At 68.9% G+C, this 25,954-nt stretch carries 25 protein-coding genes; 19 read left to right on the top strand and 6 right to left on the bottom strand.

Annotation, left to right across the window (positions count from 1 at the left end):
- Window positions 1–8: 8 nt before the first annotated feature.
- The 19 genes from ACWTPI_RS32400 to ACWTPI_RS32310 all read left to right on the top strand — a co-directional run bounded on the left by ACWTPI_RS32400 (window position 9) and on the right by ACWTPI_RS32310 (window position 20,463).
- A complete protein-coding gene (locus tag ACWTPI_RS32400; RefSeq protein WP_059415748.1) occupies window positions 9–1,811 on the top strand; it encodes a methyl-accepting chemotaxis protein in 1,803 nt (600 codons plus the stop codon).
- Window positions 1,812–1,903: 92 nt separating this feature from the next.
- Window positions 1,904–2,638 carry a DUF4088 family protein gene (locus ACWTPI_RS32395; protein ID WP_029044405.1) on the top strand — a complete coding sequence of 245 codons (735 nt, stop codon included), beginning with the start codon at window positions 1,904–1,906 and terminating at the stop codon, window positions 2,636–2,638.
- Window positions 2,639–3,090: 452 nt separating this feature from the next.
- Window positions 3,091–3,408, top strand: coding sequence for a flagellar transcriptional regulator FlhD (gene flhD, locus ACWTPI_RS32390; RefSeq protein WP_006162633.1), 318 nt, complete (start codon window positions 3,091–3,093; stop codon window positions 3,406–3,408).
- Complete coding sequence (gene flhC, locus ACWTPI_RS32385; RefSeq protein ID WP_029044406.1) at window positions 3,405–4,010, top strand: flagellar transcriptional regulator FlhC; 606 nt, start codon at window positions 3,405–3,407, stop codon at window positions 4,008–4,010. The genes flhD and flhC overlap by 4 nt, the downstream gene beginning before the upstream one ends.
- Window positions 4,011–4,140: 130 nt before the next feature.
- Window positions 4,141–5,004, top strand: a complete 864-nt coding sequence (gene motA, locus ACWTPI_RS32380) for a flagellar motor stator protein MotA (protein ID WP_029044407.1) — start codon at window positions 4,141–4,143, stop codon at window positions 5,002–5,004.
- 18 nt (window positions 5,005–5,022) lie between these two features.
- Window positions 5,023–6,069, top strand: a complete 1,047-nt coding sequence (gene motB, locus ACWTPI_RS32375; protein WP_059415746.1) for a flagellar motor protein MotB — start codon at window positions 5,023–5,025, stop codon at window positions 6,067–6,069.
- Window positions 6,070–6,128: 59 nt separating this feature from the next.
- Complete coding sequence (gene cheA / locus ACWTPI_RS32370) at window positions 6,129–8,153, top strand: chemotaxis protein CheA (RefSeq protein ID WP_059415744.1); 2,025 nt, start codon at window positions 6,129–6,131, stop codon at window positions 8,151–8,153.
- A gap of 31 nt (window positions 8,154–8,184) precedes the next feature.
- Complete coding sequence (gene cheW, locus ACWTPI_RS32365) at window positions 8,185–8,679, top strand: chemotaxis protein CheW (RefSeq protein WP_020205571.1); 495 nt, start codon at window positions 8,185–8,187, stop codon at window positions 8,677–8,679.
- Window positions 8,680–8,727: 48 nt separating this feature from the next.
- Window positions 8,728–9,630, top strand: coding sequence for a CheR family methyltransferase (locus ACWTPI_RS32360; protein WP_059415742.1), 903 nt, complete (start codon window positions 8,728–8,730; stop codon window positions 9,628–9,630).
- Entirely contained in the window at window positions 9,630–10,283 is a 654-nt protein-coding gene (cheD, locus tag ACWTPI_RS32355; RefSeq protein ID WP_020205573.1) for a chemoreceptor glutamine deamidase CheD, read from the top strand. The genes ACWTPI_RS32360 and cheD overlap by 1 nt, the downstream gene beginning before the upstream one ends.
- Before the next feature lie 22 nt (window positions 10,284–10,305).
- Entirely contained in the window at window positions 10,306–11,385 is a 1,080-nt protein-coding gene (locus ACWTPI_RS32350; protein ID WP_454733813.1) for a protein-glutamate methylesterase/protein-glutamine glutaminase, read from the top strand.
- Between the two features lie 100 nt (window positions 11,386–11,485).
- On the top strand, window positions 11,486–11,881 hold the full coding sequence (gene cheY, locus ACWTPI_RS32345) for a chemotaxis response regulator CheY (RefSeq protein ID WP_020205575.1): 396 nt from the start codon (window positions 11,486–11,488) through the stop codon (window positions 11,879–11,881).
- 10 nt (window positions 11,882–11,891) lie between these two features.
- On the top strand, window positions 11,892–12,527 hold the full coding sequence (gene cheZ / locus ACWTPI_RS32340) for a protein phosphatase CheZ (RefSeq protein ID WP_029044156.1): 636 nt from the start codon (window positions 11,892–11,894) through the stop codon (window positions 12,525–12,527).
- Window positions 12,528–12,714: 187 nt separating this feature from the next.
- On the top strand, window positions 12,715–13,857 hold the full coding sequence (flhB, locus tag ACWTPI_RS32335; RefSeq protein WP_020205577.1) for a flagellar biosynthesis protein FlhB: 1,143 nt from the start codon (window positions 12,715–12,717) through the stop codon (window positions 13,855–13,857).
- On the top strand, window positions 13,854–15,944 hold the full coding sequence (gene flhA, locus ACWTPI_RS32330) for a flagellar biosynthesis protein FlhA (RefSeq protein ID WP_020205578.1): 2,091 nt from the start codon (window positions 13,854–13,856) through the stop codon (window positions 15,942–15,944). The genes flhB and flhA overlap by 4 nt, the downstream gene beginning before the upstream one ends.
- Window positions 15,945–15,957: 13 nt before the next feature.
- Complete coding sequence (gene flhF / locus ACWTPI_RS32325) at window positions 15,958–18,435, top strand: flagellar biosynthesis protein FlhF (RefSeq protein ID WP_454733812.1); 2,478 nt, start codon at window positions 15,958–15,960, stop codon at window positions 18,433–18,435.
- A gap of 3 nt (window positions 18,436–18,438) precedes the next feature.
- On the top strand, window positions 18,439–19,266 hold the full coding sequence (locus ACWTPI_RS32320) for a MinD/ParA family ATP-binding protein (RefSeq protein ID WP_454733811.1): 828 nt from the start codon (window positions 18,439–18,441) through the stop codon (window positions 19,264–19,266).
- A 43-nt stretch (window positions 19,267–19,309) separates the two neighbouring features.
- Window positions 19,310–20,026 carry an RNA polymerase sigma factor FliA gene (locus ACWTPI_RS32315; RefSeq protein ID WP_020205581.1) on the top strand — a complete coding sequence of 239 codons (717 nt, stop codon included), beginning with the start codon at window positions 19,310–19,312 and terminating at the stop codon, window positions 20,024–20,026.
- On the top strand, window positions 20,023–20,463 hold the full coding sequence (locus ACWTPI_RS32310; protein WP_020205582.1) for a flagellar protein FlhE: 441 nt from the start codon (window positions 20,023–20,025) through the stop codon (window positions 20,461–20,463). Before ACWTPI_RS32315 ends, ACWTPI_RS32310 begins: the two co-directional genes overlap by 4 nt.
- A gap of 144 nt (window positions 20,464–20,607) precedes the next feature.
- On the opposite strand, the gene hpaH is transcribed toward ACWTPI_RS32310, so the two are convergent.
- The 6 genes from hpaH to ACWTPI_RS32280 all read right to left on the bottom strand — a co-directional run bounded on the left by hpaH (window position 20,608) and on the right by ACWTPI_RS32280 (window position 25,799).
- Window positions 20,608–21,411 carry a 2-oxo-hept-4-ene-1,7-dioate hydratase gene (hpaH, locus tag ACWTPI_RS32305; protein WP_020205583.1) on the bottom strand — a complete coding sequence of 268 codons (804 nt, stop codon included), beginning with the start codon at window positions 21,409–21,411 and terminating at the stop codon, window positions 20,608–20,610.
- Between the two features lie 40 nt (window positions 21,412–21,451).
- Window positions 21,452–21,844, bottom strand: a complete 393-nt coding sequence (locus ACWTPI_RS32300; protein ID WP_454733810.1) for a 5-carboxymethyl-2-hydroxymuconate isomerase — start codon at window positions 21,842–21,844, stop codon at window positions 21,452–21,454.
- 10 nt (window positions 21,845–21,854) lie between these two features.
- Complete coding sequence (gene hpaD / locus ACWTPI_RS32295; RefSeq protein WP_454733809.1) at window positions 21,855–22,778, bottom strand: 3,4-dihydroxyphenylacetate 2,3-dioxygenase; 924 nt, start codon at window positions 22,776–22,778, stop codon at window positions 21,855–21,857.
- 105 nt (window positions 22,779–22,883) lie between these two features.
- A complete protein-coding gene (gene hpaE, locus ACWTPI_RS32290; protein WP_454733808.1) occupies window positions 22,884–24,344 on the bottom strand; it encodes a 5-carboxymethyl-2-hydroxymuconate semialdehyde dehydrogenase in 1,461 nt (486 codons plus the stop codon).
- Between the two features lie 17 nt (window positions 24,345–24,361).
- The gene (locus tag ACWTPI_RS32285) at window positions 24,362–25,132 is read right to left on the bottom strand and encodes a fumarylacetoacetate hydrolase family protein (protein WP_454733807.1); all 771 of its coding nucleotides are present in this window, start codon (window positions 25,130–25,132) and stop codon (window positions 24,362–24,364) included.
- A gap of 1 nt (window position 25,133) precedes the next feature.
- The gene (locus ACWTPI_RS32280) at window positions 25,134–25,799 is read right to left on the bottom strand and encodes a fumarylacetoacetate hydrolase family protein (protein ID WP_059415726.1); all 666 of its coding nucleotides are present in this window, start codon (window positions 25,797–25,799) and stop codon (window positions 25,134–25,136) included.
- Window positions 25,800–25,954 lie beyond the last annotated feature (155 nt).

The following is a 25,954-nucleotide window of genomic DNA, read 5'->3' as shown; positions in this document are numbered from 1 at the left end:
TAGTCTGCATGCAATGGTTCAATCAGCTACGCGTCACGACCAAGCTGGTCGCTGGCTTTCTGGTCGTGTCGCTCATCGGCGCGGTGATAGGGTTGCTTGGCGTCGTCAACATGGGGCGCATGGCCGACTGGACCGGCAAGATCTACCACGATGACCTGCAGTCGCTCAAGGGCGTGCAGGGCGCCAACATCGACCTGCTCTATTCCAGCCGCGCGCAGATCGCGCTGCTGTCCGCCTCGACGATGGGCGAGCGCGCCGCCGAGAAGGAACAGATCGAGAAAGCGCTGGCCGCGCTCGACGAGCGCATGAAGGGCGCGCGCGTCGCCTTCACGCAGCCCGAAGGCCAGGCCATGCTCAAGCAGTTCGACACCCTGCTGCCGGCCTACCGCCAGCGCATCGGCGCCTACGTGACGCTGGTGAACAAGCAGCCGCTCGACACCTCGCAGTTCGAAAGCCAGGTGTTCACGGAAAGCGCCGACCTGATCAAGGACAGCCGCGCGCTCGAGGACGTGATGGCCAACATGGTCAAGCGCCGCGACGAGCGCGCGCTGGCCAACATGGAAGAAGCGCGCGGCGTCTACCAGACCTCGCGCCTGTGGATGCTGGGCATGGTGCTGGGCGCGCTGGCGCTTTCGGTGGCGCTGGGCGCCTTCCTGGCCCGCACGCTGTCGCGCCAGCTCGGCGGCGAGCCCGGTTATGCGGCGGCCATCGCCGCGCGCATCGCCGGCGGCGACTTCTCCGGCGAGGTCAAGCTGCGCGGCGGCGACAAGACCAGCCTGCTGCACGCCATGAAGCAGATGCAGCAGCAACTGTCGGCCACGCTGCGCGACTTCAAGGATTCGGCCGAATCGATCGCCTCGGCCTCGCGCGAGATCGCCGCGGGCAATAGCGACCTGTCGCAGCGCACCGAGCAGCAGGCGGCCTCGCTGGAGGAAACCGCGTCGAGCATGGAAGAGCTGACCAGCACGGTGCGCCAGAACGCGGACAACGCGCGCCAGGCCAGCGGGCTGGCCGCCAACGCTTCGGAGACCGCCGTGAAGGGCGGCGAAGTGGTCGGCCGCGTGGTGCAGACGATGGACGAGATCAACGATGCATCGAAGAAGATCGTCGACATCATCGGCGTGATCGAGGGCATTGCGTTCCAGACCAACATCCTGGCGCTCAATGCCGCGGTGGAAGCGGCGCGCGCCGGCGAGCAGGGCCGCGGCTTCGCGGTGGTGGCCGGCGAGGTGCGCAGCCTGGCGCAGCGCAGCGCCAACGCCGCCAAGGAAATCAAGGGCCTGATCGGCGACTCGGTGGCGCGCGTGGAAAACGGCTCGGCGCTGGTGGACCAGGCCGGCAAGACGATGGGCGAGATCGTGCAGGCGGTCAAGCGCGTGACCGACATCATGGGCGAGATCAGCGCGGCCTCGGCCGAGCAGAGCTCGGGCATCGAGCAGGTCAACAAGGCCGTGGCGCAGATGGACGAGGTCACGCAGCAGAACGCGGCGCTGGTCGAAGAGGCCGCCGCCGCGGCCGGCTCGCTGGAAGACCAGGCCTCGCGCCTGCAGGCTTCGGTGGCCAACTTCCGCCTGGCCGAGGCGCAGGCCGCCGCCAGCCGCGCGGAAGCGCCGCGCGCCAAGGCGCCGGCGGTGCTGCGCCGGGTCGAGCCGACCCGCCTGGCGGCGCCCGCCGCGGTTGCCGAGGAACTGGACGACGGCGACGCCGCGCACGCGGACCAAGACGCGCAGGAAGCCCCCGCGCCGGCGCCGGCGCGCCCGGCGCGTCCCGCCCTAGCCGCGTCGGACAACGGCGACTGGAGCGCTTTCTGAGGCCATAACCCGAGGCACCGGCCTCGGGCGGCGACGCATGCCGGCGCGGCCGGCGGCGGCGCCGCGCGGCGCCCACGTCAGCACTGGACCCCATGACAACGGAAATCTCACTCGCGTTGCCCGACGAAGCCGCCGCCAAGCTGCGCGCCGAGTTCGACCATTTCGTCAAGCTCTCCGCCGGGCTCGACAGCGAATTCACGCCGCCGGATTTCGACGATTTCCTGCGTGCCCGCCTGCTTCACCACGACGGCCCGCTGACCGAGCGCGCCGTCACGCGCCTGCTTTCCGGCGGCGAATACGCCTGGGCCAAGCGCGTCTTCAACAAGCAGCTGCCCAACGCGATGGCCACGCTCATGCGCGACGCCCAGCGCTTCGGCTACGGCCTCGCGGTGCGCTACGAATGGACGCCCCAGGAGCGCCTGACGCGCGCGCGCGAGTGGTCGCGGCAGATCCTGGAGGATGCCGGCGCCGATCTCGCCTTCGTCGAGCCGCTGGCCTCGCAGCTGGCCAGCTCCGCGGTGGACATCCGCGTGCTGGAGGAGCAGATGCAGACGCCGGCGTGGCGCGTGGCGGAGAGCCTGCGTAGCCGCGTCTACGACGTCATGTACCGGGTGCAGACCGAACGCGGCGCAGGCGCCGCGCGCGCGCGCCTGGGCGAGCTGCGCGCGCTGCTGGCGCTCGCGCTGGAGTACGGCACCGTGAACGCGGAGGAGACCGCGCGCGTCATGGAGCAGGTCGAGCAGACCTGCCCGCACCTGTTCCGCGAGGAGCCCGACGACCTGTTCGCGCGCGTGGCGGCGTGGCTGCGCCGGGCGCTACTGCAATGAGTGCCGGGCGGTCAATAGAGGAATGCGACTACACCCCCCCGCGGGCGCCACTTCGCCGTGGTTTCCGCCGGCTTCGGCACTGTCCAGGAGGTAACGCATCGTGCATTTTAGAGGCTTTCTTCTGTTACATATGGGTAACAGATTTGATGCAAATCACATGACAAATCGGTGACTTGTTACAAACTTCGCATCCCATGTATGTTTCGTGCGACATTTGATTGACCCAACGTTAGAGGGGATTGGCAGCCCGGTCCAATTGCCGATATAACTCTCACAGTCTTACTTACACTCTGTAACACTTGTAACGTTCGAGATAAGTCTGACCAAGCGCAGTTCCTTTGTCGTACGCAGTACCCGTCGCACACGCACACAAACGATCTGGTCGCCTTCAGCCCCGTGCTGCGGGTAAGCGCCGGACAAGCGGTCGACGGGTTTTTGGTAGCGGGGAAAAATTGGAAAGCAGTGAAGTTCTCCAGGAGATCAGGGAGGTCAATCTCGCCTATCTGCTGCTCGCGCAACGCCTGGTGCGCGAAAACCATCTGGAAGCCATGTTCCGGCTTGGCGTCAGCAAGGAAATTGCCGACATTCTCGCCAAGCTGACACCGGCCCAGCTCGTCAAGTTGGCAGCGTCCAACATGGTCTTGTGCCGTTTCCGGTTCGATGACCATGCGTTGCTGTCGACGCTCACCCACACGGCCAAGAGTCACGACATGCAGCAGATCCATGCTGCCATCCTGCTCGCGCGGCAACCCGTGGAGTCGCTCAATTGACCGCGCTCCTGCAAGCCCAGCCAGCCCGGAGCTTCACGGCCGCTCCCGTACCCAACCGCAAGAGCGTGCTGCAGGACGCCAACCAGACCCAGCTCGCCATCGAGCTGATCGGCCTGGGGGCGCGCCTGCAGGTGCTCGAAGCCGAGACCACGCTCTCGCGCGACCGGTTGATCCGCCTCTACAAGGAGCTGCGCGGCGCCTCGCCGCCCAAGGGCATGCTCCCGTTCTCGACCGACTGGTTCACCACCTGGTTGCCGAACATCCATTCCTCGCTGTTTTTCTCGGCTTACCAGTTCATGGTCCAGCAGGGCGAGACGGCCGGCATCCGCGCGGTGGTGGCCAGTTATCGCCTCTATCTCGAGCACGTATCGCTGCTCGGCAGCGAAATTGTCTTAAGTTTCACCCGTGCTTGGACGTTAGTACGGTTTTTCGAGAGCAACATGCTGCAGCTTTCCAGCTGCACCTGCTGCGGCGGCCAGTTCGTGACACACGCATACGAGCCGCATGCGAACTTCGTGTGCAGCCTGTGCCGACCACCGTCGCGCGCCGGCAAGGCGAAGAAGCTCTCGAAGGACGTCGCGCCCGTGCAAGCCGTCGCCTGACCCGGAGTCCCGGGCCCGACGACAGGTTGCGCGGCCGGTGAGCCCCAGGGCGGGGCGGGCGCGCTTGCGCCCATCCCGGCCGGGCGAGCCTTGTGCGTGCCTGGCGTGTTTTACTGACGGGGAATCGATCGTGCTAGTTGTAATTGGCTATGTTGTCGTGATGGCGGCGGTGCTTGGTGGATACGCCATGACCGGTGGCCATATGGGCGCGCTTTATCAACCGGCAGAGCTGGTCATCATCGCCGGTGCCGCAATCGGCGCGTTCATCAGTTCCAACAACGGCAAGGCCATCAAGGCCACCCTGCGCGCGCTGCCGACGCTGTTCCGCAGCAGCAAGTACAGCAAGGCGCTGTACATGGAAGTGATGGCGCTGCTGTACGTGCTGCTGTCCAAGGCCCGCCGCGAAGGCATCCTGTTCCTCGAGAAGGAAATCGCGGACCCCGCGGCCAGCAGCGTGTTCAGCCAGTATCCGCGCATCCTCGCCGACCCGGCCATGATGGAGTTCCTCACGGACTACCTGCGCATGATGGTCAACGGCAACATGAATGCCTTCGAAATCGAGGCCCTGATGGACCACGAGATCGAGACCTACCGCCACGAGGCCGAGGTGCCCGCCCACGCGCTGTCGCGCGTCGGCGACGGCCTGCCGGCCTTCGGCATCGTCGCCGCGGTGATGGGCGTGGTGCACGCGCTGGCCTCGGCGGACCTGCCGCCGGCGGAGCTCGGCGCGCTGATCGCCCACGCGATGGTCGGCACCTTCCTCGGCATCCTGCTGGCCTACGGCTTCGTCTCGCCGCTGGCCGCGCGCGTCGAGCACCAGGTGGCCGAGTCCCTCAAGATGTACGAGTGCATCAAGGTCACGCTGCTCGCCTCGCTCAACGGCTACGCCCCGCTGGTGGCCGTCGAGTTCGGCCGCAAGGTGCTGTACTCCAGCGAACGCCCCTCCTTCCTCGAGCTGGACGACCACGTCCGCGAGGTCAAGAGCATCACCTAAGCGGCAGGAGCTACAGCCATGAGCAACGCCCACGACATGCGTCCGATTGTCGTCCGCAAGTCGCGCCAACACGCGAAGCCGCACGGCAACCACAGCTGGAAGATTGCCTACGCCGACTTCATGACGGCGATGATGGCGCTGTTCCTGGTGCTGTGGCTGCTGCGCGCGTCGACGCCGAAGGACCTGGTGCAGATCGCGGAGTATTTCCGCACGCCGCTCAAGGTGGCGGTGGCGGGCGGCAACAAGAGCAGCCTGTCGTCGAGCGTGATTCCCGGCGGCGGCATGGACGTCACGCGCCAGGACGGCGACGTGCGCAAGAGCGCCGACGACGCCGCGCAGAAGGCCCGCGAGCGCCAGGAAGGCGAGCGCCTGCGCGCGCTCAAGAACCGGCTCGAGCAGATCATCGAGAACAACCCGGTGCTGCGCCAGTTCCGCCCGCAGCTGCTGCTGGACATCACCAGCGAGGGCCTGCGCATCCAGATCCTGGATACGCAGAACCGCCCGATGTTCCGCACCGGCAGCGCCGCGGTCGAGCCGTACATGCGCACCATCCTGCGCGAGATCGGCCCGGTGCTCAACGAGATGCCCAACAAGGTCAGCCTGTCGGGCCATACCGACGCGGCCAACTATTCCAACGGCGAGCGCACGTACAGCAACTGGGAGCTGTCGTCGGACCGCGCCAACGCGTCGCGGCGCGAGCTGGTCGCCGGCGGCATGAACGAAGGCAAGGTGCTGCGCGTGATCGGCCTGGCTGCGACCATGCCGCTAGACAAGAAGGACGAGCTGGCGCCGATCAACCGCCGCATCAGCATCGTGGTGCTGAACCAGCGCGCGCAGGCCCGCATCGAGGCCGAGAACGCCAGCGCCGCCGAGGTCACGGTGTCGGCCAAGGCGGGCGAGGTGGGCAAGGAAATGCAGGCGGAGCTGTCCGCCGCCTCCGCGCCCGCCGCGGCCTCGGCCCCGGCGCCCGCGGCCACCGCAGCGCCGGCCGCGCCCGCCACCGCACCAAGCAATCCCGCCGCGCCCCCGGCCCAGGCTCCAGCCAGCAGGAGCCGTGTTCAATGAAGTCCGCCCGCCATGCCGGCGGCGGCCTTCACCGCCAATTTCAGTGAGCCAGGACGGTTATGTCTGTCGATATCGATATCACACAGTTCTATCAGACCTTCTTCGAGGAAGCCGAGGAGCTCCTCGTGGAAATGGAGCAGCTGCTGCTCGGGCTGGATCTCGAATCCCCCGACGCGGAAGAGCTCAACGCCATCTTCCGCGCGGCCCACTCCATCAAGGGCGGTGCGGCCACCTTCGGCTTTGCGGCACTGACCGAAACCACGCACCTGCTGGAGAACCTGCTCGACCGCACGCGGCGGCGGGAGCTGACGTTGTCCCGCACCATCATCGACACTTTTCTGGAAACCAAGGACGTGTTGCAAGATCAGCTCAACGCCTACCGTAACGGTACCGAACCCGATCCGGAAACGCTGGCGCGTATCTGCGCCGTCCTGCAACAACTGGCGCTGGAGACCGCCGGCGGCGGCGCGCCCGCGCCCGCCGCGGCGCCCGCGCCGGCCCCGGTGGCAGCCGCGCCCGCGCCGGCAGCCGGCGGCGGCGGCCTCAAGGTGACGCTGGTCAACGTCTCGGCGGCCGACCAGGCGCTGCTGCGCGACGAGCTCGGCAACCTCGGCGAGATCACCGGCCAGAAGGAAGAGGGCGCCAACCTCACCGTGTGGCTGTCGACCCAGTGCAGCCCCGATGACATCATCGCGGTGTGCTGCTTCATCGTCGACGGCGACCAGATCGTGGTGGAAGCGGCCGATGCGCCGGCCGCCCCGGCCGCCGCCGAAGCGGCCCCGCCGGCGGCAGCCGCGCCGGCGCCGGCCCCCGCTCCCGCCGCTGCCGCGCCGGCCGCCGCGCCCGCCCCGGCCAAGGAAAAGGCCAAGGCCGCGCCGGCCGCCGCCGCGCACGCGCAGGAGTCCGGCTCGATCCGCGTGCCCACCGAGAAGGTGGACCAGATCATCAACCTGGTCGGCGAGCTGGTCATCACGCAGTCGATGCTGGCGCAGACCGCCTCGGCGCTCGACCCGGTGCTGTTCGACCGCCTGTTCTCCGGCATGGGCCAGCTCGAGCGCAACGCGCGCGACCTGCAGGAAGCGGTGATGTCGATCCGCATGATGCCGATGGACTACGTGTTCTCGCGCTTCCCGCGCCTGGTGCGCGACCTCGCCGGCAAGCTCGGCAAGCAGATCGACCTGGTCACGTTCGGCAAGGCCACCGAGCTCGACAAGAGCCTGATCGAACGCATCATCGACCCGCTCACCCACCTGGTGCGCAACAGCCTCGACCACGGCATCGAGACGCCGGACAAGCGCGTGGCCGCCGGCAAGGAGCCGACCGGCCAGCTGATCCTGTCCGCGCAGCACCACGGCGGCAACATCGTGATCGAGGTCAGCGACGACGGCGGCGGCCTGCGCCGCGACAAGATCCTGGCCAAGGCCGTGCAGAACGGCCTGCCGGTGTCGGAGAACATCAGCGACGACGAAGTCTGGCAACTGATCTTCGCGCCGGGCTTCTCCACCGCCGAGGCCGTGACCGATCTCTCCGGGCGCGGCGTGGGCATGGACGTGGTCAAGCGCAACATCCAGGAAATGGGCGGCCACGTCGAGGTCAGCTCGCGCGCCGGCCAGGGCACCACCACGCGCATCGTGCTGCCGCTCACGCTGGCCATTCTCGACGGCATGTCGGTCAAGGTCGGCGCGGAAACCTTCATCCTGCCGCTGAACTGCGTGATGGAGTCGCTGCAGCCCAAGCCCGAGGACGTGCACACCGCGGCCAACAACGACCGCGTGATGCACGTGCGCGGCGAATACCTGCCGCTGCTGGAACTGCACCGCGTGTTCAACGTGGACGAAGCCGTGCAGGAGCCGACCCAGGGCATCGCCGTGATCCTGCAGGCCGAAGGCAAGCGCTTCGCGCTGCTGGTGGACCAGCTCATCGGCCAGCACCAGGTGGTGCTGAAGAATCTCGAAACCAACTACCGCAAGGTGCCCTGCATCTCCGCCGCCACCATCCTGGGCGACGGCAGCGTGGCGCTGATCGTGGACGTCGGCGCGCTGCAGCGCACCGGCGTGCGCCGGCAGGACCCGGTACTTGCATAACGTTGCTTAACGCTCAGGAGAACAACACATCATGGCCGGCATCGGACACATCGATACCCCCGGAAGCGAAGCCGCGGGGCAGGAGTTCCTGGTTTTCACGCTGGGGAGCGAGGAATACGGCATCGACATCCTCAAGGTGCAGGAGATCCGCGGCTACGACGCGGTGACGCGCCTGGCGAACGCGCCGGACTTCATCAAGGGCGTGACCAATCTGCGCGGCGTGATCGTGCCGATCGTCGACCTGCGCTTGAAGTTCCGCCTCGGCAACGTGCGCTACGACCACCAGACCGTGGTCATCATCCTGAACATCGCCGGGCGCGTGGTCGGCATCGTGGTGGACGGCGTGTCCGACGTGCTGACGCTGACCGGCGACGCCATCAAGCCGGCGCCGGAGTTCGGCGTGTCGGTCTCCAACGAGCACCTCACCGGCCTCGGCACCGTGGACGGCCGCATGCTGATCCTGATCGACATCGAGAAACTGATGACCAGCGCCGAGATGGAACTGGTCGAGGCCGAGCTCGCGTGAGCCCGTCCGCAGCCGCCATAGCATCAAGCATCCCGTAGCAGGCAACAGATGACGCAGCCCCGCCCCACCGCCTTCGCCGCCGGCCACGCGCCGGCGCAGCCCGCCTCGCTGCGGCGCGACGAGCCGCGGGACTTCCTGTTGACGGAACGCGACTTCGAGAAGATCCGCGCGATGATCCATCGCCGCGCGGGCATCTCGCTGGGCAGCCACAAGCGCGAGATGGTGTACAGCCGCCTGGCGCGGCGCCTGCGCACGCTGCAGCTCACCGATTTCGGCACCTACCTGGCCATGCTGGAGGCGGACGACCGCACGGACGAGTGGGAGTTCTTCACCAATTCGCTGACCACCAACCTGACCTCGTTCTTCCGCGAGGCGCATCACTTCCCGCTGCTGGCCGAGCACGCCAAGAAGATCGGGCGGCCCTACTCGGTCTGGTGCTCGGCCGCGTCCACCGGCGAGGAGCCTTACTCCATCGCCATCACGCTGGCCGAGGCGCTGGGCGACCGCGCCGGCACCGTGCTGGCCACCGACATCGACACCCAGGTGCTGGCCAAGGCCCGCGCCGGCGTCTACACCGCCGAGCAGGTCAGCAAGCTGTCGGCGGAGCGGCTCAAGCGCTTCTTCCTCAAGGGCACCGGCCAGCGCGCCGGCGCGGTCAAGGTCAAGCCGGACCTGGCGGGCACCATCGACTTCCAGCCGCTGAACCTGCTGGCGCCGGACTGGGGCATCCGCGAGAAGTTCGACGCGATCTTCTGCCGCAACGTGATGATCTACTTCGACAAGCCGACCCAGGGCCGCATCCTGGAGCGCTTCGTGCCGCTGCTCAAGCCGCACGGCCTGCTGTTCGCGGGGCACTCGGAGAATTTTTCCTACGTCACGCGCGCGTTCCAGCTGCGCGGGCAGACGGTGTACGAGCTGGCGCCGCCGTCGGCGCGGCTGGGAGGTTCGTGATGCGTACCCCCCACCTGCCGGAAGCGATCGCCACCCGCACCTATTTCGACCGCGAGTTCGGCAAGCAGGCCATCAAGCTGCTGCCCAACGAGTACTACGTGACGCGCGAGGACGTGGTGCTGACCACCGTGCTGGGCTCCTGCGTGGCGGCCTGCATCCGCGACGAGACCGCCGGCGTGGGCGGCATGAACCATTTCATGCTGCCCGACGACGACGGTGCCGGCGCCGGCGCGGACCGCCTGCTGTCGGCGTCGATGCGCTACGGCAGCTACGCGCTCGAAGTGCTGATCAACGACCTGCTCAAGATGGGCGCGCGCCGCGAGCGGCTCGAGGCCAAGGTCTTCGGCGGCGGCGCGGTGCTGGCCAACATGACCACGCTCAACATCGGCGACCGCAACGCCGAGTTCGTGCTCAAGTACCTCAAGACCGAGGAAGTGCGCGTGGCCGCGCAGGACCTGCGCGGCCCGCACGCGCGCCGCGTGAGCTATTTCCCACTGACCGGGCTGGCGCTGGTGCGCCGCCTCACGCGGCAGGACGACCAGGTCGTGGTCGAGCGCAACGAACGCGCGCTGGCCCGCGCCATTGCCACCGCACCCGCCACCGGCGGCGCCGAGCTGTTTCCCCGGCGTTCGCCGTCGGCAGCCGCTTCCTGAACCGACAAGGATTTTCCAAGACATGAGTGCGGCCAAGATCAAGGTATTGTGCGTGGACGATTCCGCGCTGATACGCAGCCTGATGACGGAGATCATCAATAGCCAGCCCGACATGGAGGTGGTGGGCACCGCCCCCGACCCGCTGGTGGCGCGCGATCTGATCAAGCGCCTGAACCCGGACGTGCTCACGCTCGACGTGGAAATGCCGCGCATGGACGGGCTGGACTTCCTCGAGCGCCTGATGCGCCTGCGCCCGATGCCGGTGCTGATGGTGTCCTCGCTGACCGAGCGCGGCTCCGAGATCACCATGCGCGCGCTGGAGCTGGGCGCGGTGGATTTCGTCACCAAGCCCAAGCTCGGCATCCGCGACGGCCTGATGGAGTACACCGACACCATCGCCGACAAGATCCGCGTCGCGGCGCGCGCGCGCCTGCGCACGGCGTCTCCCGCGCCGGCCGGCGACGCCGCCGCGCCGGCCGCGCCGATGCTGCGCAGCCCGCTGCTGTCCACGGAAAAGCTGATCATCGTCGGCGCCTCCACCGGCGGCACCGAGGCGATCAAGGAATTCCTGATGCCGATGCCGCCGGACTGCCCGGCGGTGATGATCGTGCAGCATATGCCGGCCGGCTTCACGCGCTCGTTCGCGCAGCGCCTGGACGGCCTGTGCCGCATCACGGTCAAGGAAGCGGAGCACGGCGAACGCGTGCTGCCGGGCTACGCCTACATCGCGCCGGGCGACTCGCACCTGCGCCTGGCGCGCAGCGGGGCCAACTACGTGGCCCACCTGTCGCAGGAGCCGGCGGTCAACCGCCACCGCCCGTCGGTGGAGGTGCTGTTCGACTCCGCCGCGCAGCACGCCGGCAAGAACGCCATCGGCGTGATGCTCACCGGCATGGGGCGCGACGGCGCGCAGGGCATGCTGCGCATGCGCGAGGCCGGCGCCTACAATCTGGCGCAGGACGAGAGCACCTGCATCGTATTCGGCATGCCGAAGGAGGCGATAGCCGCCGGCGGCGTGCATGAGGTGGTACCGCTGCACGCGATGAGCCAGCGCGTGATGGCGCGCCTGGCGACCTTCGGCGCGCGCGCGCAGCGGGTCTGACCGGGCACTGGCGCCCACCCGGCCGCGCGCAAGCGGCCCGGCTGGCGCAGGTATTGAAACAACCGAAGCAACTTTCCACAACTGTATTGGAGCCGTTAAAGTGGACAAGAACATGAAGATCCTGGTGGTCGATGACTTCCCCACCATGCGCCGCATCATCCGCAACCTGCTCAAGGAGCTGGGCTTTTCCAACGTCGAGGAAGCCGAGGACGGCGCCGCCGGCCTGGAGAAGGTCAAGGACGGCAGCTTCCAGTTCGTCGTGTCCGACTGGAACATGCCGAACATGGACGGCCTGAGCATGCTGCAGGCGATCCGCGCCGAAGCCACGCTGGCCAAGCTGCCGGTGCTGATGGTGACGGCCGAGGCCAAGAAGGAAAACATCATCGCCGCCGCGCAGGCCGGCGCCAACGGCTACGTGGTCAAGCCCTTCACGGCCGCCACGCTCGACGAGAAGATCACCAAGATCTTCGAAAAGCTGGCCAAGGAAGGGGCATAAGGTGAGCGATATGTCGACGACTCCGACTCTCAGCAACGAATCTGCCGAGCAGCTTTTCCAGCGCATTGGCGCCCTGACACGGATGCTGCGCGACAATATGCGCGAATTGGGGCTCGACAAGGAAATCGAGCGTGCCGCGCAGGCCATCCCCGACGCCCGCGACCGTCTCAGCTACATCGCCTCGATGACCGAGCAGGCCGCCGAGCGCACGCTCAATGCCGTGGAACTGGCGCAGCCGCTCCAGTCCGGCATGGAAAAGCAGGCCGAGGCGCTGGACAAGCGCTGGGAAGCCTGGTTCGACAAGCCGGTCGAGCTGGCCGACGCGCGCGAGCTGGTGCTCGACACGCGCGCCTTCCTGACCGACGTGCCCCAGCAGGCGCGCGCCACCGGCAGCCACCTGCTGGAGATCATGATGGCCCAGGACTTCCAGGACCTGACCGGCCAGGTCATCAAGAAGATGATGGACATGATCCGCTCGCTGGAGCAGGAGCTGCTGCAGGTGCTGATCGACAACGTGCCGGCCGACCGCCGGGTGGACACCCCCGCCACGTTGATGAACGGCCCGCAGATCAACCCCGAAGGCAAGCACGACGTGGTTTCCGACCAGTCGCAGGTGGACGACCTGCTCGCCAGCCTGGGTTTCTGAGCCCCGCACCGGCGCACGCGGTGCCGCGCGCGGCGCCCGCGTGCGCCGCGGCGCCTCCCCCGGGGGGAGGCGCCATCGCGCAAACAGCGCCAGAATCCCCGCCCTATTCCCGCTAATGCCCGCCGCTTCGCGCTCCGATAATCGTTGCTGACGAAGGGCCAGCATGCCGCTTCGTAACGGAGCGGCCATGTCCGAAGAAAGCGATCTCGAGAAAACCGAACCCGCCTCACCCCGGCGCCTGGAAAAGGCGCGCGAGGAAGGGCAGGTCGTGCGCTCGCGCGAACTGGCCACCCTGATGATGCTGATGAGCGGCGTGGCCGGCCTGTGGGCGCTGGGCGGCACGCTCGGCAGCAAGCTCAACGCCGTGATGCAAGCCAGCCTGGCCTTCGAGCCGGCCACGGCGTTCGACACCTCGCGCATGATGTCGCGCTTCGCCATGAACGTCTGGGAAGGCCTGCTGGCCTTCCTGCCGCTGCTGCTGCTGTTCGGCGCGGCGGCGCTGGCCGGCCCCATGCTGCTGGGCGGCTGGCTGTTCTCCACCCAGTCCCTCGCGCCCGACTTCTCCCGCCTGTCCCCGCTCAAGGGCGTGGGCCGCCTGTTTTCCTCGCAATCGCTGGTGGAACTGGCCAAGGCCATCGCCAAGGCCCTGCTGGTGGGCAGCGTGGCGGCCTGGGTGCTGTGGCACCGCCTGGGCGAGGCGGTAGCGCTGATGAACGCGCCGCTGCACGAGGCGCTGCTGCACATGCTGGAGTTCGTGCTCCACTGCTGCGGCCTGATCGCCGCCTCGCTGGTGCTGGTGGCGGCGCTCGACGTGCCCTGGCAGTACTGGACCTTCTTCAAGAAGCTGCGCATGACCAAGGAAGAGGTCAAGCAGGAGCACAAGGACAGCGAGGGCGACCCCCACATCAAGAACCGCATCCGCCAGCAGCAGCGCGCGATGGCGCGCCGCCGCATGATGTCCGAGGTGCCCAAGGCCGACGTGGTCGTGACCAACCCGACCCACTTCGCCGTGGCGCTGCGCTACGAGGAAGGCCGCATGGGCGCGCCGCGCGTGGTCGCCAAGGGCAGCGAGGAAGTGGCCGCGCGCATCCGCGAGATCGCCGCCGAGCACAACGTGCCGCTGCTGTCGGCGCCGCCGCTGGCGCGCGCGCTGCACCGCCACGTCGAGCTGGGCCACGAGATCCCGTCCGGCCTCTACACCGCCGTGGCCGAAGTGCTGGCCTGGGTCTATCAACTGAAGCACTGGCACCACACCAACGGCCCGCACCCGCAGGCGCCCGCGGACCTGCTGGTGCCTGACGAACTCGCCGTACCGGAAAGCCACGCATGAACGCACTGACCTCGCTGTTCAACCTGCCCGGCGCGCGCGCCGGCGGCGGCCAGATGAAGGCCCTGGCAGGGCCGCTGCTGATCATCATGATCCTGGGCATGATGATCCTGCCCCTGCCGCCCTTCGTGCTGGACCTGCTGTTTACGTTCAACATCGCGCTGTCGATCATGGTGCTGCTGGTGGGCATGTACACGCAGAAGGCGCTGGACTTCGCCGCCTTCCCGTCGGTGCTGCTGTTCTCCACGCTGCTGCGCCTGTCGCTCAACGTGGCCTCCACGCGCGTGGTGCTGCTCGAGGGCCACACCGGTCCGGACGCCGCTGGCAAGGTGATCGAGGCCTTCGGCCACTTCCTGGTGGGCGGCAACTTCGCGGTGGGCATCGTGGTGTTCGCCATCCTGGTGGTGATCAACTTCATGGTCATCACCAAGGGCGCGGGCCGCATCGCCGAAGTCGGCGCGCGCTTCATGCTCGACGCCATGCCGGGCAAGCAGATGGCGATCGACGCCGACCTCAACGCCGGCCTCATCAACGAAGAAGGCGCCAAGAAGCGCCGCGCCGAAGTGGCGCAGGAATCGGACTTCTACGGCGCGATGGACGGCGCCAGCAAGTTCGTGCGCGGCGACGCCATCGCCGGCCTGCTGATCATGTTCATCAACATCGGCGCCGGCATGGTGGTGGGCATGCTCCAGCACGACCTGGACTTCTCCACCGCGGTGCGCAACTACACGCTGCTGACCATCGGCGACGGCCTGGTGGCGCAGATCCCCGCGCTGGTGATCTCCACCGCCGCGGGCGTGATCGTCTCGCGCGTGGCCAACGAGCAGGACGTGGGCCAGCAGCTCACCGGCCAGCTTTTCTCCAACCCGCGCGTGATGTACCTGACCGGCGGCATCATCGGCATGATGGGCCTGATCCCCGGCATGCCGCATTTCGCCTTCCTGCTGTTCGCCGGCGCGCTGGTGTGGTTCGGCCGCTACGTGTCGCGCCGCGACGTGGCGGCGGCGCAGGACAAGAAGCGCGAGGAGCGCGTGCCCGCCACCGCGCCGGAATCGACCGAGGCGAGCTGGGACGACGTCTCGCTGGTCGACCCGCTCGGCATGGAAGTGGGCTACCGCCTGATCCCGCTGGTGGACCGCGCGCAGAACGGCGAGCTGCTGGGCCGCATCAAGAGCATCCGCAAGAAGGTGGCGCAGGAGATCGGCTTCCTGGTGCCGGTGGTGCACATCCGCGACAACCTCGAGCTCAAGCCCAACGCCTACCGCATCTCGCTCAAGGGCGTGGAGATCGGCCGCGGCGAGGCCTCGCCGGGGCAGTGGATGGCCATCAACCCCGGCCAGGTGTCCGGCGCGCTGCCCGGCGCGCCCACGCAGGACCCGGCCTTCGGCCTGCCGGCGGTGTGGATCGACGCCGCGCTCAAGGAGCAGGCGCAGACCTACGGCTACACCGTGGTGGACGCCAGCACGGTGGTGGCGACCCACCTCAACCACCTGATCCACCTGCACGCGGCCGAGCTGCTCGGACGCCAGGAAGTGCAGGCGCTGCTGGACCGCATCGCCAAGGAGTCGCCCAAGCTCACCGAGGACCTGGTGCCCAAGGTCATCACGCTCACGGCGCTGCAGAAGATCCTGCAGAACCTGCTCGACGAAAGCGTGCCGATCCGCGACATGCGCACCGTGCTGGACGTGGTGGCCGAGCACGCGCCCAAGATCAGCGACCCGAACGAGCTCACCGCGCTGGTGCGCGTGGCGCTGGGCCGCGCCATCACCCAGCAGTGGTTCCCCAACGGCGCGGACCTGCAGGTGATCGGCCTCGACGCGGGGCTGGAGCGCGTGCTGTCGCAGGCGCTGACCAACGGCGGCGGCATCGAGCCGGGCCTGGCCGACGCGCTGCTGCAGCAGACCCAGGCCGCGGTATCGCGCCAGGAACACCTGGGGCTGGACCCCGTGCTGCTGGTGCCGCATCCGCTGCGCCCGCTGCTGGCACGCTTCCTGCGCCGGACCATGCCGCAGCTCAAGGTGCTCTCGCATGCCGAGGTGCCGGACAACCGAAACATCAGGATCACCGCCATGATCGGCGGCGCAGCGTGAGGGATGACGCAAGATGAGCGTAGCTAAATTCGTTGCGGCCAATGGCCGCGAGGCCCTGCGCCAGGTGCGCGAGGCGATGGGCCCGGACGCCGTGGTGCTGTCCAACCGCACCGTCGAGGGCGGCGTGGAGATCGTCGCCATGCGCGACACCGATCTCGGCGCGATTTCCAGCAACGCCCCGGTCTTCACGCCGCCGCCGGCCACGGTGGCGGTCGACGGCGCGCTGGGCGACCTGCGCGGCGAACTGCAGAACATGCGCGCCATGATGGAGCGCCAGTTCGCCGGCCAGGCCGCGGCCGTCGGCACGCACAGCCTGCCCGCCACCGGCGGCGACCCGCTGCGCGACTCGCTGTTCAACTGGCTGGTCACGGCCGGTTTCTCCGGCCAGCTCGCGCGCACGCTGCTGGGCCACCTGCCGCTCGGCCACGACCGGCCCGCCGCCATGACCTGGATCCGCCAGGAGCTGGCGCGCAAGGTGCCGGTGCTCGGCGACGAGGACGCGCTGTTCGCACAGGGCGGCGTGCTGGCGCTGGTCGGCCCCACCGGCGTGGGCAAGACCACCACCACCGCCAAGCTGGCCGCGCGCTTCGTGCTCAAGCACGGCCCGGAACGGCTCGCGCTGCTGACCACCGACACCTTCCGTATCGGCGCGCACGAGCAGCTGCGCATCTACGGCGACATCCTCGGCGTGCCGGTGCACGCGGTCAAGGACGCCTCCGACCTGCGCTTCGCGCTGGCCGCGCTCAGCGAGAAGCACCTGGTCATCATCGACACCGTCGGCATGAGCCAGCGCGACCGCAGCCTGTCCGAGCAGATCGCCATGCTGGGCGGCGTGCAGGCCCCGGTGCAGCGCATCCTGCTGCTCAACGGCGCCAGCCACGGCGACACGCTCAACGAAGTGGTGCACGCCTACCGCCACGACACCTCGCCCGACGGCGGCATCGACGGCTGCATCGTCAGCAAGCTCGACGAAGCCACGCACCTGGGCTCGGTGCTCGACGTGGTGATCCGCCACCGCCTGCCGGTCTACTACGCCTCCACCGGCCAGCGCGTGCCCGAGCACCTGGAGCTGGCCAGCGGCACCGCCCTGGTCGAGCGCGCCTTCCAGACCCCGCGCCGCGGCTCCGTGTTCGCCGAGGCCGAAGCCGCGCGCCGCGCCTTGCCCGCGCGCGGCGAAGGCGCCACCGGCGCCGACGGCATGCTGCGCTCGCTGACCGACAGCGCCAACGCCGTCAGCGACTGCGTCGACCAGCTCGACGGCGGCAACTACGGTTTCGACCTGGTGCGCACGCTCTGGCAGCAGCGCGCGGACAGCGCGCCCTCGGCGCGGCTGATGGCGCAGCACGTGCGCGAGTCCGTCTGCCGCGATCTGGTGCGCCAGTGCGACCGCTTCGTGCTCGCGCTGAGCGCCGTGGTGGCCGCGCCCGCGGCCGGCCGCCGCGCCGCGCGCCCGTGGCTGCACACGCTGTGGCTGGCCGACCGCGACGGCCTGCCGCTGGCCGCCGCCGTGGCGCCCGGCGGGCGCACCGCGCCGGTGCTGCAGGCCACGCAAGGCGGCTGGGAGACCGACGCGGTCAACCTGGCCGCCACCATCGCCGCCACGCGCACCGTCGTCAACGTGCTCGACGCCATGCCGGCGCCGGCCATGCTGGCGCGCTGGCAGACCGCGGGCGAGCGCTGGCTCACCGCCACCCGCAGGACCACGCGCGTGGTCAGCGGCGGCGCCGCGCTGAAGGTCGACGCGCTGGCCGACACGCTGACCTTCCACGCCGTCGAGGAAATGGAATACCGCGGCCGCGCCGCCGCGCAGTGGGTCGCGCAGGCGCCGGTGCGCGTGCTGGAAAGCCAGGCGCGCGGCGCGCGCGGCGCCGAGGGCGGCATCGAAGCCGGCCTGCTGGTCTCGCGCGTGGTCGATCTCGACAACGGCCAGACCCTGGCCGTGCAGTACCTGCTGTGCGATCCCGCGCTGCTCGGCGAGGGCGCGCAGCTGGCGCGCTGGGCGCGCTGGGCCGAAGACGGCGAAGCGCAGCTGCGCACGCTCGGCCATGCGCTCGACCACCTGAGCCAGGGCGAGCGCCAGGACGGCGCCGGCGATGCCGCCCAGGCCGAGGGCCAGGCCTGCGCGCGCCTGCTGGCCCTGCAGATGGCCATCGCCTCGCTGCGCCTGGAGCAGGCCGGCGACACCGAGGCCGCCGCCTTCCTCGCGCGCCTGTCGGCGCGCGCGCCGGCGCGCCAGACCCCGAACGCCGCGGTGCTGGTCGAAGGCATGGGCCGCCTGCTGGCGCTGCTGGACGTGCTGGAGAACTACCCCGCGCGCAACGGCCGCGCCGCCGTCCGCGATGCGGCGCCCGCTGTTTCAGCCGCTGTTTCTGCCACTGTCTCCACCGCCGCTTCCACCGCCATTTCCACCGTCGCTTCCGCCACGGAGGCGGACGCCTTTACCGACAGCAGCCGCATGTTCAAGGCACTGGCGCAGGTGCAGGGGGAGTAGGACGTGAATTCTCTCGCCCTCGACCAGGCCGAAAGCCTGCGGCGCATGCTGGCGCCGCGCGTCACGCGCCGCATCGCGGTGGTGGCGAGCGACGCCGGCGCCGGCGCCACCACGGTCGCGCTCGGCCTGGCCAACGCGCTCGCCATGCAGGGCGAGCGCGTGCTGCTGATCGACGAAGACCGCGCCGGCGCGCGCGCCACGCGGCTGTCCGGGGCGGCGCCCGCCGACACGCTGGACGCCGTGCTGGGCGGCGCCGCCACGCTCGAGGCCGCGCTCGGCCAGCGTCCCGCCGGCGCCATCGGCGTGCTGCCCGCCAGCGCCCAGGCCGGCGGCGACCTGCAACTGCTCAACGGCTACCGCACCGTGCTCAGCGATGCGCGCGGCGACGCCGATGGCGCGCTGTCGCCGATGGCCGCCGCGGCCCACAACCTGATCGTGGTGCTGCGCGCGGAGCCGGCCTCGATCAAGGCCGCCTACGCCTGCATCAAGCAGCTCAACCATCTCTACGCCTGCCGCCGCTTCCACCTGGTGGTCAACGCCGCGCCCAGCGACGCGGCCGCCACCGCGGTGCTCGGCAACCTGGCGCGCACCGCCAGCCAGTACCTCGGCGTGGACGCGCGCGCGGCGGGCAGCCTGCCGCTCGACCCGCTGGTCGCGCGCAGCGCGGCGCTGGGCCGCTGCGTGGTCGAAGCCTTCGCGGCCGCGCCGGCCACGGCCGCCCTGCGCCGCCTGGCCACCGGCGTCGCCGCCTGGCCGTTGCCCGCGGCGGTGGAAAACCGTTCAACCCCTCCGGCCACGCCCCTGGCGCCGCCGGCCACGGCCCTGGCCTGAACGCCGGGCCTGCAAGCAAGCTAGGACTCACGAGAATTCCACCATGTACACGATTCAGGGAAAGCTCGAACAGACGGATACGGTGACCGCGCATGCGTCGCTGGTGCGTCGCATCGCCTTGCAACTCGCCGCCAAGCTGCCCGCCAGCGTCCAGCTCGACGACCTGATCCAGGCCGGCATGATCGGCCTGCTCGATGCCGCCAAGCGCTACGAAGACACCCACGGCGCGCGCTTCGAGACCTACGCCAGCCAGCGCATCCGCGGCGCCATGCTCGACGAGGTGCGCGCCAACGACTGGCAGTCGCGCAGCCTGCGCCAGTTCACGCGGCGCATCGAGCGTACCGTGCGCGGCCTCGAGCAGACGCTCGGCCGCACGCCGCTGGACTCCGAGGTGGCGCAGGAGCTGGAGCTGCCGCTGGAGGAATACCAGACCCTGCTCAACGAGGTCTACGGCTGCCAGTTGCTGCACTACGAAGACTTCGAACGCTCCGGCGAGGAAGATTTCCTGGACCGCCACCTGAGCGTCAGCGACGACGGCAACCCGCTCACCGTGCTGATGGAAAGCGGCATGCGCGAAGCGCTGATCCGCGCCATCGAGCGCCTGCCCGAGCGCGAGAAGCTGGTGCTGTCGCTGTGCTACGACCAGGAGCTAAACCTGCGCGAGATCGGCGCCGTGCTCGACGTCACCGAATCGCGCGTGTGCCAGATCCGCAGCCAGGCCATCACGCGCCTGCGCTCCCAACTGCGCGGCCTGCTATGACCCTGCCGCTGCGCTGGTCCCGCTGTCTCGCCGTGGCGGCGCTGGCCGCCTGCGGCGGCCACGGCTGGGCCGGCCCGGCCGGGCAGACGCTGCACTCATGGTCCGCTTCCGTGAGCGGCCCCGCGCTGTACGGCAAGGGCCTGCGCACCGTCTCCGCGCCCATCACGCCCACCGGCTACCTGCCGCAGGCCGAAGGCGCGATCACCACGGTGCGCTGGCGCTACGCCTTCAACCGCACGCCGCCGCACGACCTGCAGGCCTACCTGTGCAACGCGCAGCGCTGCGTGCTGCTGTCCGGCGCCGAAGGGCTGACCGATGCGTTCGGCGGCGACGATGCCGCCAACGGTTTCGTCTTTGCGTTCCAGGTACCGGGCAGGGGCGCGCTGACGCCGGTCCTGCAAGGGCAGTCGGGGCAGGTGGTGGTGGGATACCGGTAGGCGTCGGCGGTCCCTTCTCCGGCGGTTCCTTCTCTTCACGGCGCGCTGGCCGCCAGTGCCGCGCAGCACGGGCCGGTCTGTGCATGGCCGGTCTGCAGGCCTTGCCTGAACAGGTTCGGCGGGACGTTCATGGATCTCCGGGGTTCAGGCGAAGCGGCAGGAAATGCTGCCGAGCCGGTCGTAGTCGACATGGAAGGTGTCGCCGGGCGCCGCCGCCACCGGGCGGGTGAAGGAGCCGCCCAGGATCACCTGGCCGGCCTCCAGCGTGACGTCGTAGGGTGCCAGCTTGTTGGCCAGCCAGGCCACGCCCCTGGCCGGGTGGTTGAGCACCGCCGCGGAAACCCCGGATTCCTCGATCACGCCGTTGCGGTAGAGGATCGCCGGCACGCGGCGCAGGTCGATCTCGTCCGGCCGCACGGCGCGCCCGCCCATGACCACCCCGGCGTTGGCGGCGTTGTCGGAGATGGTGTCGACGACCTTGCGCGTGGCTTTGGTCTCCGGGTCCACCTGCTCGATGCGCGCGTCGATGATCTCCAGCGCCGGGATCACCCATTCGGTGGCGTCGAGCACGTCGAACAGGCTGACGCCGGGCCCGCGCAGCGGCTTGCCGAGGATGAACGCCAGCTCCACTTCGACGCGCGGCACGATGAAGCGCGCGCACGGAATGTCGCCGCCTTCGTCGAAGAACATGTCGTCGAGCAGCGCGCCGTAGTCCGGCTCCGCGATGTTCGACGAGACCTGCATGGCGCGCGAGGTCAGGCCGATCTTGTGGCCCTTGAGCACGCGGCCGCCGGCGATCTTCTGCGCCACCCAGGCGCGCTGGATGGCGTAGGCGTCCTCGATGGCCAGGGCCGGGTAGTCGAGGGAAAACTGCCGCACCTGCCGGCGCGAGCGTTCGGCGGCGTCGAGGCGGGTGGCGGCTTCCTGGATCAGGGTGGAGTCGAGCATGGCGTTGTCTCTCAGCGGGGGTTGACCGCGGCGGCCGGCGTCAGCCCGCCTGGCCCTTGAGGAAGGCGTGGACGTTGTTCTGCTTGTAGTTGAGCTCCGCATCCAGCTCGCTCATCTCGAAAGACAACGCCAGCGGGCGCCGCGCCTGCAGTTCGGCGAAGTGGGCCTTGATTACCGCGAACAGCGCGTCGGCGACCTGCCGGCGGGTTGCCAGGTCGCGCCCGGCGCCCACCTTCAGGCTCATGTGGACGAAGGCGTAGTCGTGCCGGCCGTCGGCCATGCGCCAGGTGTCGATGCGCACGGCGCGGCTGCGGATGCCGCCGAGCGTGAAGATCCCGCTCGCGCCGAGACAGGCATGGACCTGCTCGAACAGGCCGGGCAGGTCGGCCTCGGCTTCGATGTTGTGGGTGTATTCGGCGATGAAGTGTGGCATGGCGGCTTCCTCAGAGGCGGCTGGCGCAAGGGTTGCCGGCGCCGGCCCAGGCCTGCGCGGCGGGTATCGCCGCGCCGTCCTGCGGGGTGACCGGGAGCACGGCGTTGGTCTGCCCGGTGCCGGAGGAACCGAAGTAGGGCGTCACCACCTCCGCCTTGCCGTCATAGGCGGACCAGCCGAGCGCGCCCAGCAGCATGGCGGTGTCGTGCATGAAGCCTTCGCCGTGGCCCTTGGTGGCGTACTCGGGCAGCATGTCGCAGAAGGCCCGCCACTCGCCCCGCTGCCACATCGCCAGCACCTGATGGTCGAGGGTCTCGAGGAACGGGGTCCAGATGCGGTCGGCGAACGACGGCGCCTGGCCGTTCTGGGCGAAACGGTGGGACAGCGAGCCGCTGGCCAGGAAGGCCACGGTGCCGTCGTAGTGTTCCTCGACCGCCTTGCGCATGGCCCAGCCCAGGCGCGCGCTGTCGTTGAGATAGTGCACCGTGCACATCGCCGAGACCGAGATCACCTTGAAGTGCTGGTCCTGGTTCATGTAGCGCATCGGCACGAGCGTGCCGTACTCGGGCGCGAGCGTGGTGGCGTCGTGGGCCAGCACGTCCACGTCCATGGCCCTGCAACCATCGGCGAGGATGCGACCGAGTTCGGGGTTGCCCGGGAAGCCGTACTCCATGTTGGCGATGAAGTGCGGCAGTTCGTTGCTGGTGTACAGCCCTTCGAAGCGCGGCGCGCAATTGACGTGGTAGCCGGCATTGACGAGCCAGTGGGTGTCGAACACCACGATGGTGTCCACCCCCAGCTCGCGGCAGCGGCGGCCGATCTCCTTGTGGCCGTCGATGGCCGCCTGGCGGCTGCCGTGGCGAGGGCCGGGGAGTTCCGAGAGGTACAGCGAAGGAACGTGAGTGGTCTTGGCAGCTAGAGCGAGTTTGCCCATGTCGAGTCTCCTGGTGAGGGGCGCCGTGCCCGTTTCTTGTCCTTGTCGATGTCACGCCGGCGGTTGCGGCGGCCTCGGACGGCCGCTCTGTCGTCTGGCCACGCCTCACACGCCCCAGCGGGGAATGTGATGGCTGCCCATGGAAATGCACACGTTCTTGACCTCGGCGAAGACCTCGAAGCTGTATTCCCCGCCTTCGCGGCCGGTGCCCGAGCCCTTCACCCCGCCGAACGGCTGGCGCAGGTCGCGCACGTTCTGGCTGTTGATGAAGACCATGCCGGCCTCGATGCCGCGCGCCAGGCGATGGGCTTTGCCGATGTCCTGGGTCCAGATGTAGGAGGCCAGGCCGTACTCGGTGTCGTTGGCCAGGCGCAGCGCCTCGGCCTCGTCCTTGAACTTCATCAGGCAGACCACCGGGCCGAAGATCTCTTCGCGGGCGATGCGCATGCGGTTGTCCACATCGGCGAATACCGTCGGTTGGATGAACTGCCCGCGAGACAAGTGCGCCGGCAGGTTGGCCGGGCGCTCCAGGCCGCCGGCGAGCAGGCGCGCGCCTTCCTCGATGCCGATGCGGATGTAGCCGGTGACCTTGTCGTGGTGGGCCTGGGTGATCATCGAGCCGACCTGGGTCTTCGGGTCCTGCGGGTCGCCGACGATCAGGCGCCGGGCGCGGGCGGCGAACGCCTCGACGAAGCGTTCATAGACCGTCTCCTGGATGAAGATGCGGCTGCCCGCGGTGCAGCGCTCGCCGTTCAGCGAGAAGATGGTGAACAGCGCGGCGTCGAGCGCGCGGTCGAGGTCGGCGTCGTCGAAGACCAGCACCGGCGACTTGCCGCCCAGCTCCATCGAATACTTCTTCAGCCCGGCGGCCTGCATGATCTTCCTGCCGGTGGCGGTGCCGCCGGTGAAGGAGATGGCGCGCACGTCCGGGTGGCGGACCAGGGCCTCGCCGGCGGCGGCGCCATAGCCCTGCACCACGTTGAGCACGCCCGGCGGAATGCCAGCTTCGAGGGCCAGGCGGCCCAGCTCGTTGGCGGTCAAGGGCGAGAGTTCGCTCATCTTCAGCACCGCGGTGTTGCCCAGCGCGAGGCACGGCGCGGTCTTCCAGGTGGCGGTCATGAACGGTACGTTCCACGGCGACACCAGTCCGCACACGCCCACCGGCTGGTACAGGGTGTAGTTGAGCATCTGGTCGTCCACCGGGTAGCTGTGGCCGTCCATGCGCGTGCAGACCTCGGCGAAGAACTCGAAGTTGTGCGAGGCGCGGGGGATCAGCACGTTCCGGGTCTGGTGGATCGGCAGGCCGGTGTCGAGGGTTTCCAGCTCGGCCAGCCTGGGCACGTTGCGGTCGATCAGCTCGCCCAGCTTGCGCATCAGCTTCGCGCGTTCGCGCGCCGGGGTGCCGGCCCATTTCGGGAAGGCTTCCCTGGCCGCGGCGACGGCCAGGGCGATTTCCTCGGCGCCGCCGCTGGCGACCTCGGCGATGACCTCGGTGGTGGCCGGGTTGACGGTTTCGAAGACGGTCCTGCTTTCGACCTCGCGGCCGTTGATCCAGTGCCTGATCATGGTTCTGCCTCCGCTTGCTACGGGCGGGCGCGGTTCGCGAAGAACTCGGCCTCGCTGACGATTCGGTTGGCCAGGCGGCCGACGCCTTCCACTTCCACCACCACTTCGTTGCCCGGGACCACGTCGGCCAGGCCTTCCGGCGTGCCGGTGGCGATCATGTCGCCCGGCTGCAGGGTCATGAAGCTGGAGAAATATTCGACCAGGAAGGGGATGTCGAAGATCATGTCCGCGGTGGTGCCTTCCTGCTTCAGCTCGCCGTCGATCCAGGTGCGCAGCGTCAGCCTCGACGGGTCGGGCACCTTGTCGGGCGTGACGATCCAGGGGCCGACCGGGGTGGTGGCGTCGCGGTTCTTCACGCGCAGGTTGGGTCGGTAGTAGTTCTCCAGGTAGTCGCGGATCGCGTAGTCGTTGCACACCGTGTAGCCGGCCAGGTAGGCGAGGGCGTCGTCGCGCCCGACGTTGCGCGCCGTCCTGCCGATCACCGCCACCAGTTCGCACTCATAGTGCATGCAGGCCACGTTGTCCGGGCGCCAGGTGACCTGGTTGTGGCCGGTGTAGGCGCCGCGCGACTTGATGAACGCCAGCGGCTCGGTGGGTGCCTTGAAGGCCAGCTCGGCGGCGTGATCGGCATAGTTCAGGCCGAGGGCGAACATGCTGCCGCTGGCCGGCGGCAGCCATTCCACCTGGCGTTCGCCGAGCAGGCGGCCATCGGCCAGGCGCACGGCGTTGCCGGCCTCCACCGTGACGGCGTGCATTTCTCCCTGGTAGCGGATGCGTGCGTGTTTCATCTCAGACTGCCTCCGCCACGATGCGATTGCGCAGGCGGCCGAGGCCCTCGATCTCCACCACCACTTCGTCGCCCGGCTGCACGTCGACGCGGCCTTCGGGGGTGCCGGTGATCAGCACGTCGCCGGCATGCAGGGTCATGAATTCGCTGATCTCGGCGATCAAGCGGGGAATTCCGCGCACGAGGTTGGCGCTGCTATTTTCCTGGCGCAGCTCGCCGTTGACCAGCAGACGGATCGGCAGCGCGTGCGGGTCGGCGATCTCGTCGCGGCCAATCACCTCGGTGCCCAGCGCGCAGAAGCCGTCGCGGCATTTGGCCTTGACCGCCGGGCGGTAATAACTGTCTTCCGGCAGGCTGAACTCGTTGACGATCACGTAGCCGGCCACGTAGTCCATGGCCTGTTCCTCACCGACGCGGCTGGCGTCGCGGGCAAGCACCACGCCCAGCGCCGGGCCAGGCTGCAGGCGTTCGGTGCCGGCGGGGAAGACCACCGCCTGGCCGTCGCCGTTGCGCGTATTGGGTGTCTTGATGAACAGCACCGGCTTGACCGGCGGCTTCTGGTAGGGCGGCCGCTGGAATTCCTCCAGCCGGCCGCGCAACAGGCCCTGGTAGTTCAGCGCGACGCCGAACAGTGTGCCCGTTGCGGCTTCGCTGACAGCGCGGCGCATGGCTTCGTTCTCCTGGTTCCATCGGGATCGCCGTCGGGCGCCCTGATTTCATTAACATGTTATCTTTATAGTTAAGATATTAACTACAGTCAAGTCATTGCTCAAGAGGATTCGTCGCGCTCCCTTCAGTGGCGACATCTCGCCCAGGATCATTG

It is taken from the genome of Cupriavidus ulmosensis (genome assembly GCF_977008105.1).
The sequence above is the reverse complement of the archived record's forward strand: the minus strand, read 5'-3'. Positions and strand labels throughout refer to the sequence as shown.

What these genes read in the sequence shown, in the direction of transcription:
- hpaD (WP_454733809.1), bottom strand. Translation starts at nt 22,778, where the DNA reads ATGGGCAAACTCGCTCTAGCTGCCAAGACCACTCACGTTCCTTCGCTG.
- motB (WP_059415746.1), top strand. Translation starts at nt 5,023, where the DNA reads ATGAGCAACGCCCACGACATGCGTCCGATTGTCGTCCGCAAGTCGCGC.
- cheA (WP_059415744.1), top strand. Translation starts at nt 6,129, where the DNA reads ATGTCTGTCGATATCGATATCACACAGTTCTATCAGACCTTCTTCGAG.
- ACWTPI_RS32310 (WP_020205582.1), top strand. Translation starts at nt 20,023, where the DNA reads ATGACCCTGCCGCTGCGCTGGTCCCGCTGTCTCGCCGTGGCGGCGCTG.
- flhF (WP_454733812.1), top strand. Translation starts at nt 15,958, where the DNA reads ATGAGCGTAGCTAAATTCGTTGCGGCCAATGGCCGCGAGGCCCTGCGC.
- ACWTPI_RS32285 (WP_454733807.1), bottom strand. Translation starts at nt 25,132, where the DNA reads ATGAAACACGCACGCATCCGCTACCAGGGAGAAATGCACGCCGTCACG.
- ACWTPI_RS32395 (WP_029044405.1), top strand. Translation starts at nt 1,904, where the DNA reads ATGACAACGGAAATCTCACTCGCGTTGCCCGACGAAGCCGCCGCCAAG.
- ACWTPI_RS32300 (WP_454733810.1), bottom strand. Translation starts at nt 21,844, where the DNA reads ATGCCACACTTCATCGCCGAATACACCCACAACATCGAAGCCGAGGCC.
- hpaH (WP_020205583.1), bottom strand. Translation starts at nt 21,411, where the DNA reads ATGCTCGACTCCACCCTGATCCAGGAAGCCGCCACCCGCCTCGACGCC.
- ACWTPI_RS32350 (WP_454733813.1), top strand. Translation starts at nt 10,306, where the DNA reads ATGAGTGCGGCCAAGATCAAGGTATTGTGCGTGGACGATTCCGCGCTG.
- ACWTPI_RS32400 (WP_059415748.1), top strand. Translation starts at nt 9, where the DNA reads ATGCAATGGTTCAATCAGCTACGCGTCACGACCAAGCTGGTCGCTGGC.
- ACWTPI_RS32315 (WP_020205581.1), top strand. Translation starts at nt 19,310, where the DNA reads ATGTACACGATTCAGGGAAAGCTCGAACAGACGGATACGGTGACCGCG.
- cheD (WP_020205573.1), top strand. Translation starts at nt 9,630, where the DNA reads ATGCGTACCCCCCACCTGCCGGAAGCGATCGCCACCCGCACCTATTTC.
- flhB (WP_020205577.1), top strand. Translation starts at nt 12,715, where the DNA reads ATGTCCGAAGAAAGCGATCTCGAGAAAACCGAACCCGCCTCACCCCGG.
- hpaE (WP_454733808.1), bottom strand. Translation starts at nt 24,344, where the DNA reads ATGATCAGGCACTGGATCAACGGCCGCGAGGTCGAAAGCAGGACCGTC.
- ACWTPI_RS32280 (WP_059415726.1), bottom strand. Translation starts at nt 25,799, where the DNA reads ATGCGCCGCGCTGTCAGCGAAGCCGCAACGGGCACACTGTTCGGCGTC.
- cheZ (WP_029044156.1), top strand. Translation starts at nt 11,892, where the DNA reads ATGTCGACGACTCCGACTCTCAGCAACGAATCTGCCGAGCAGCTTTTC.
- ACWTPI_RS32360 (WP_059415742.1), top strand. Translation starts at nt 8,728, where the DNA reads ATGACGCAGCCCCGCCCCACCGCCTTCGCCGCCGGCCACGCGCCGGCG.
- flhA (WP_020205578.1), top strand. Translation starts at nt 13,854, where the DNA reads ATGAACGCACTGACCTCGCTGTTCAACCTGCCCGGCGCGCGCGCCGGC.
- cheW (WP_020205571.1), top strand. Translation starts at nt 8,185, where the DNA reads ATGGCCGGCATCGGACACATCGATACCCCCGGAAGCGAAGCCGCGGGG.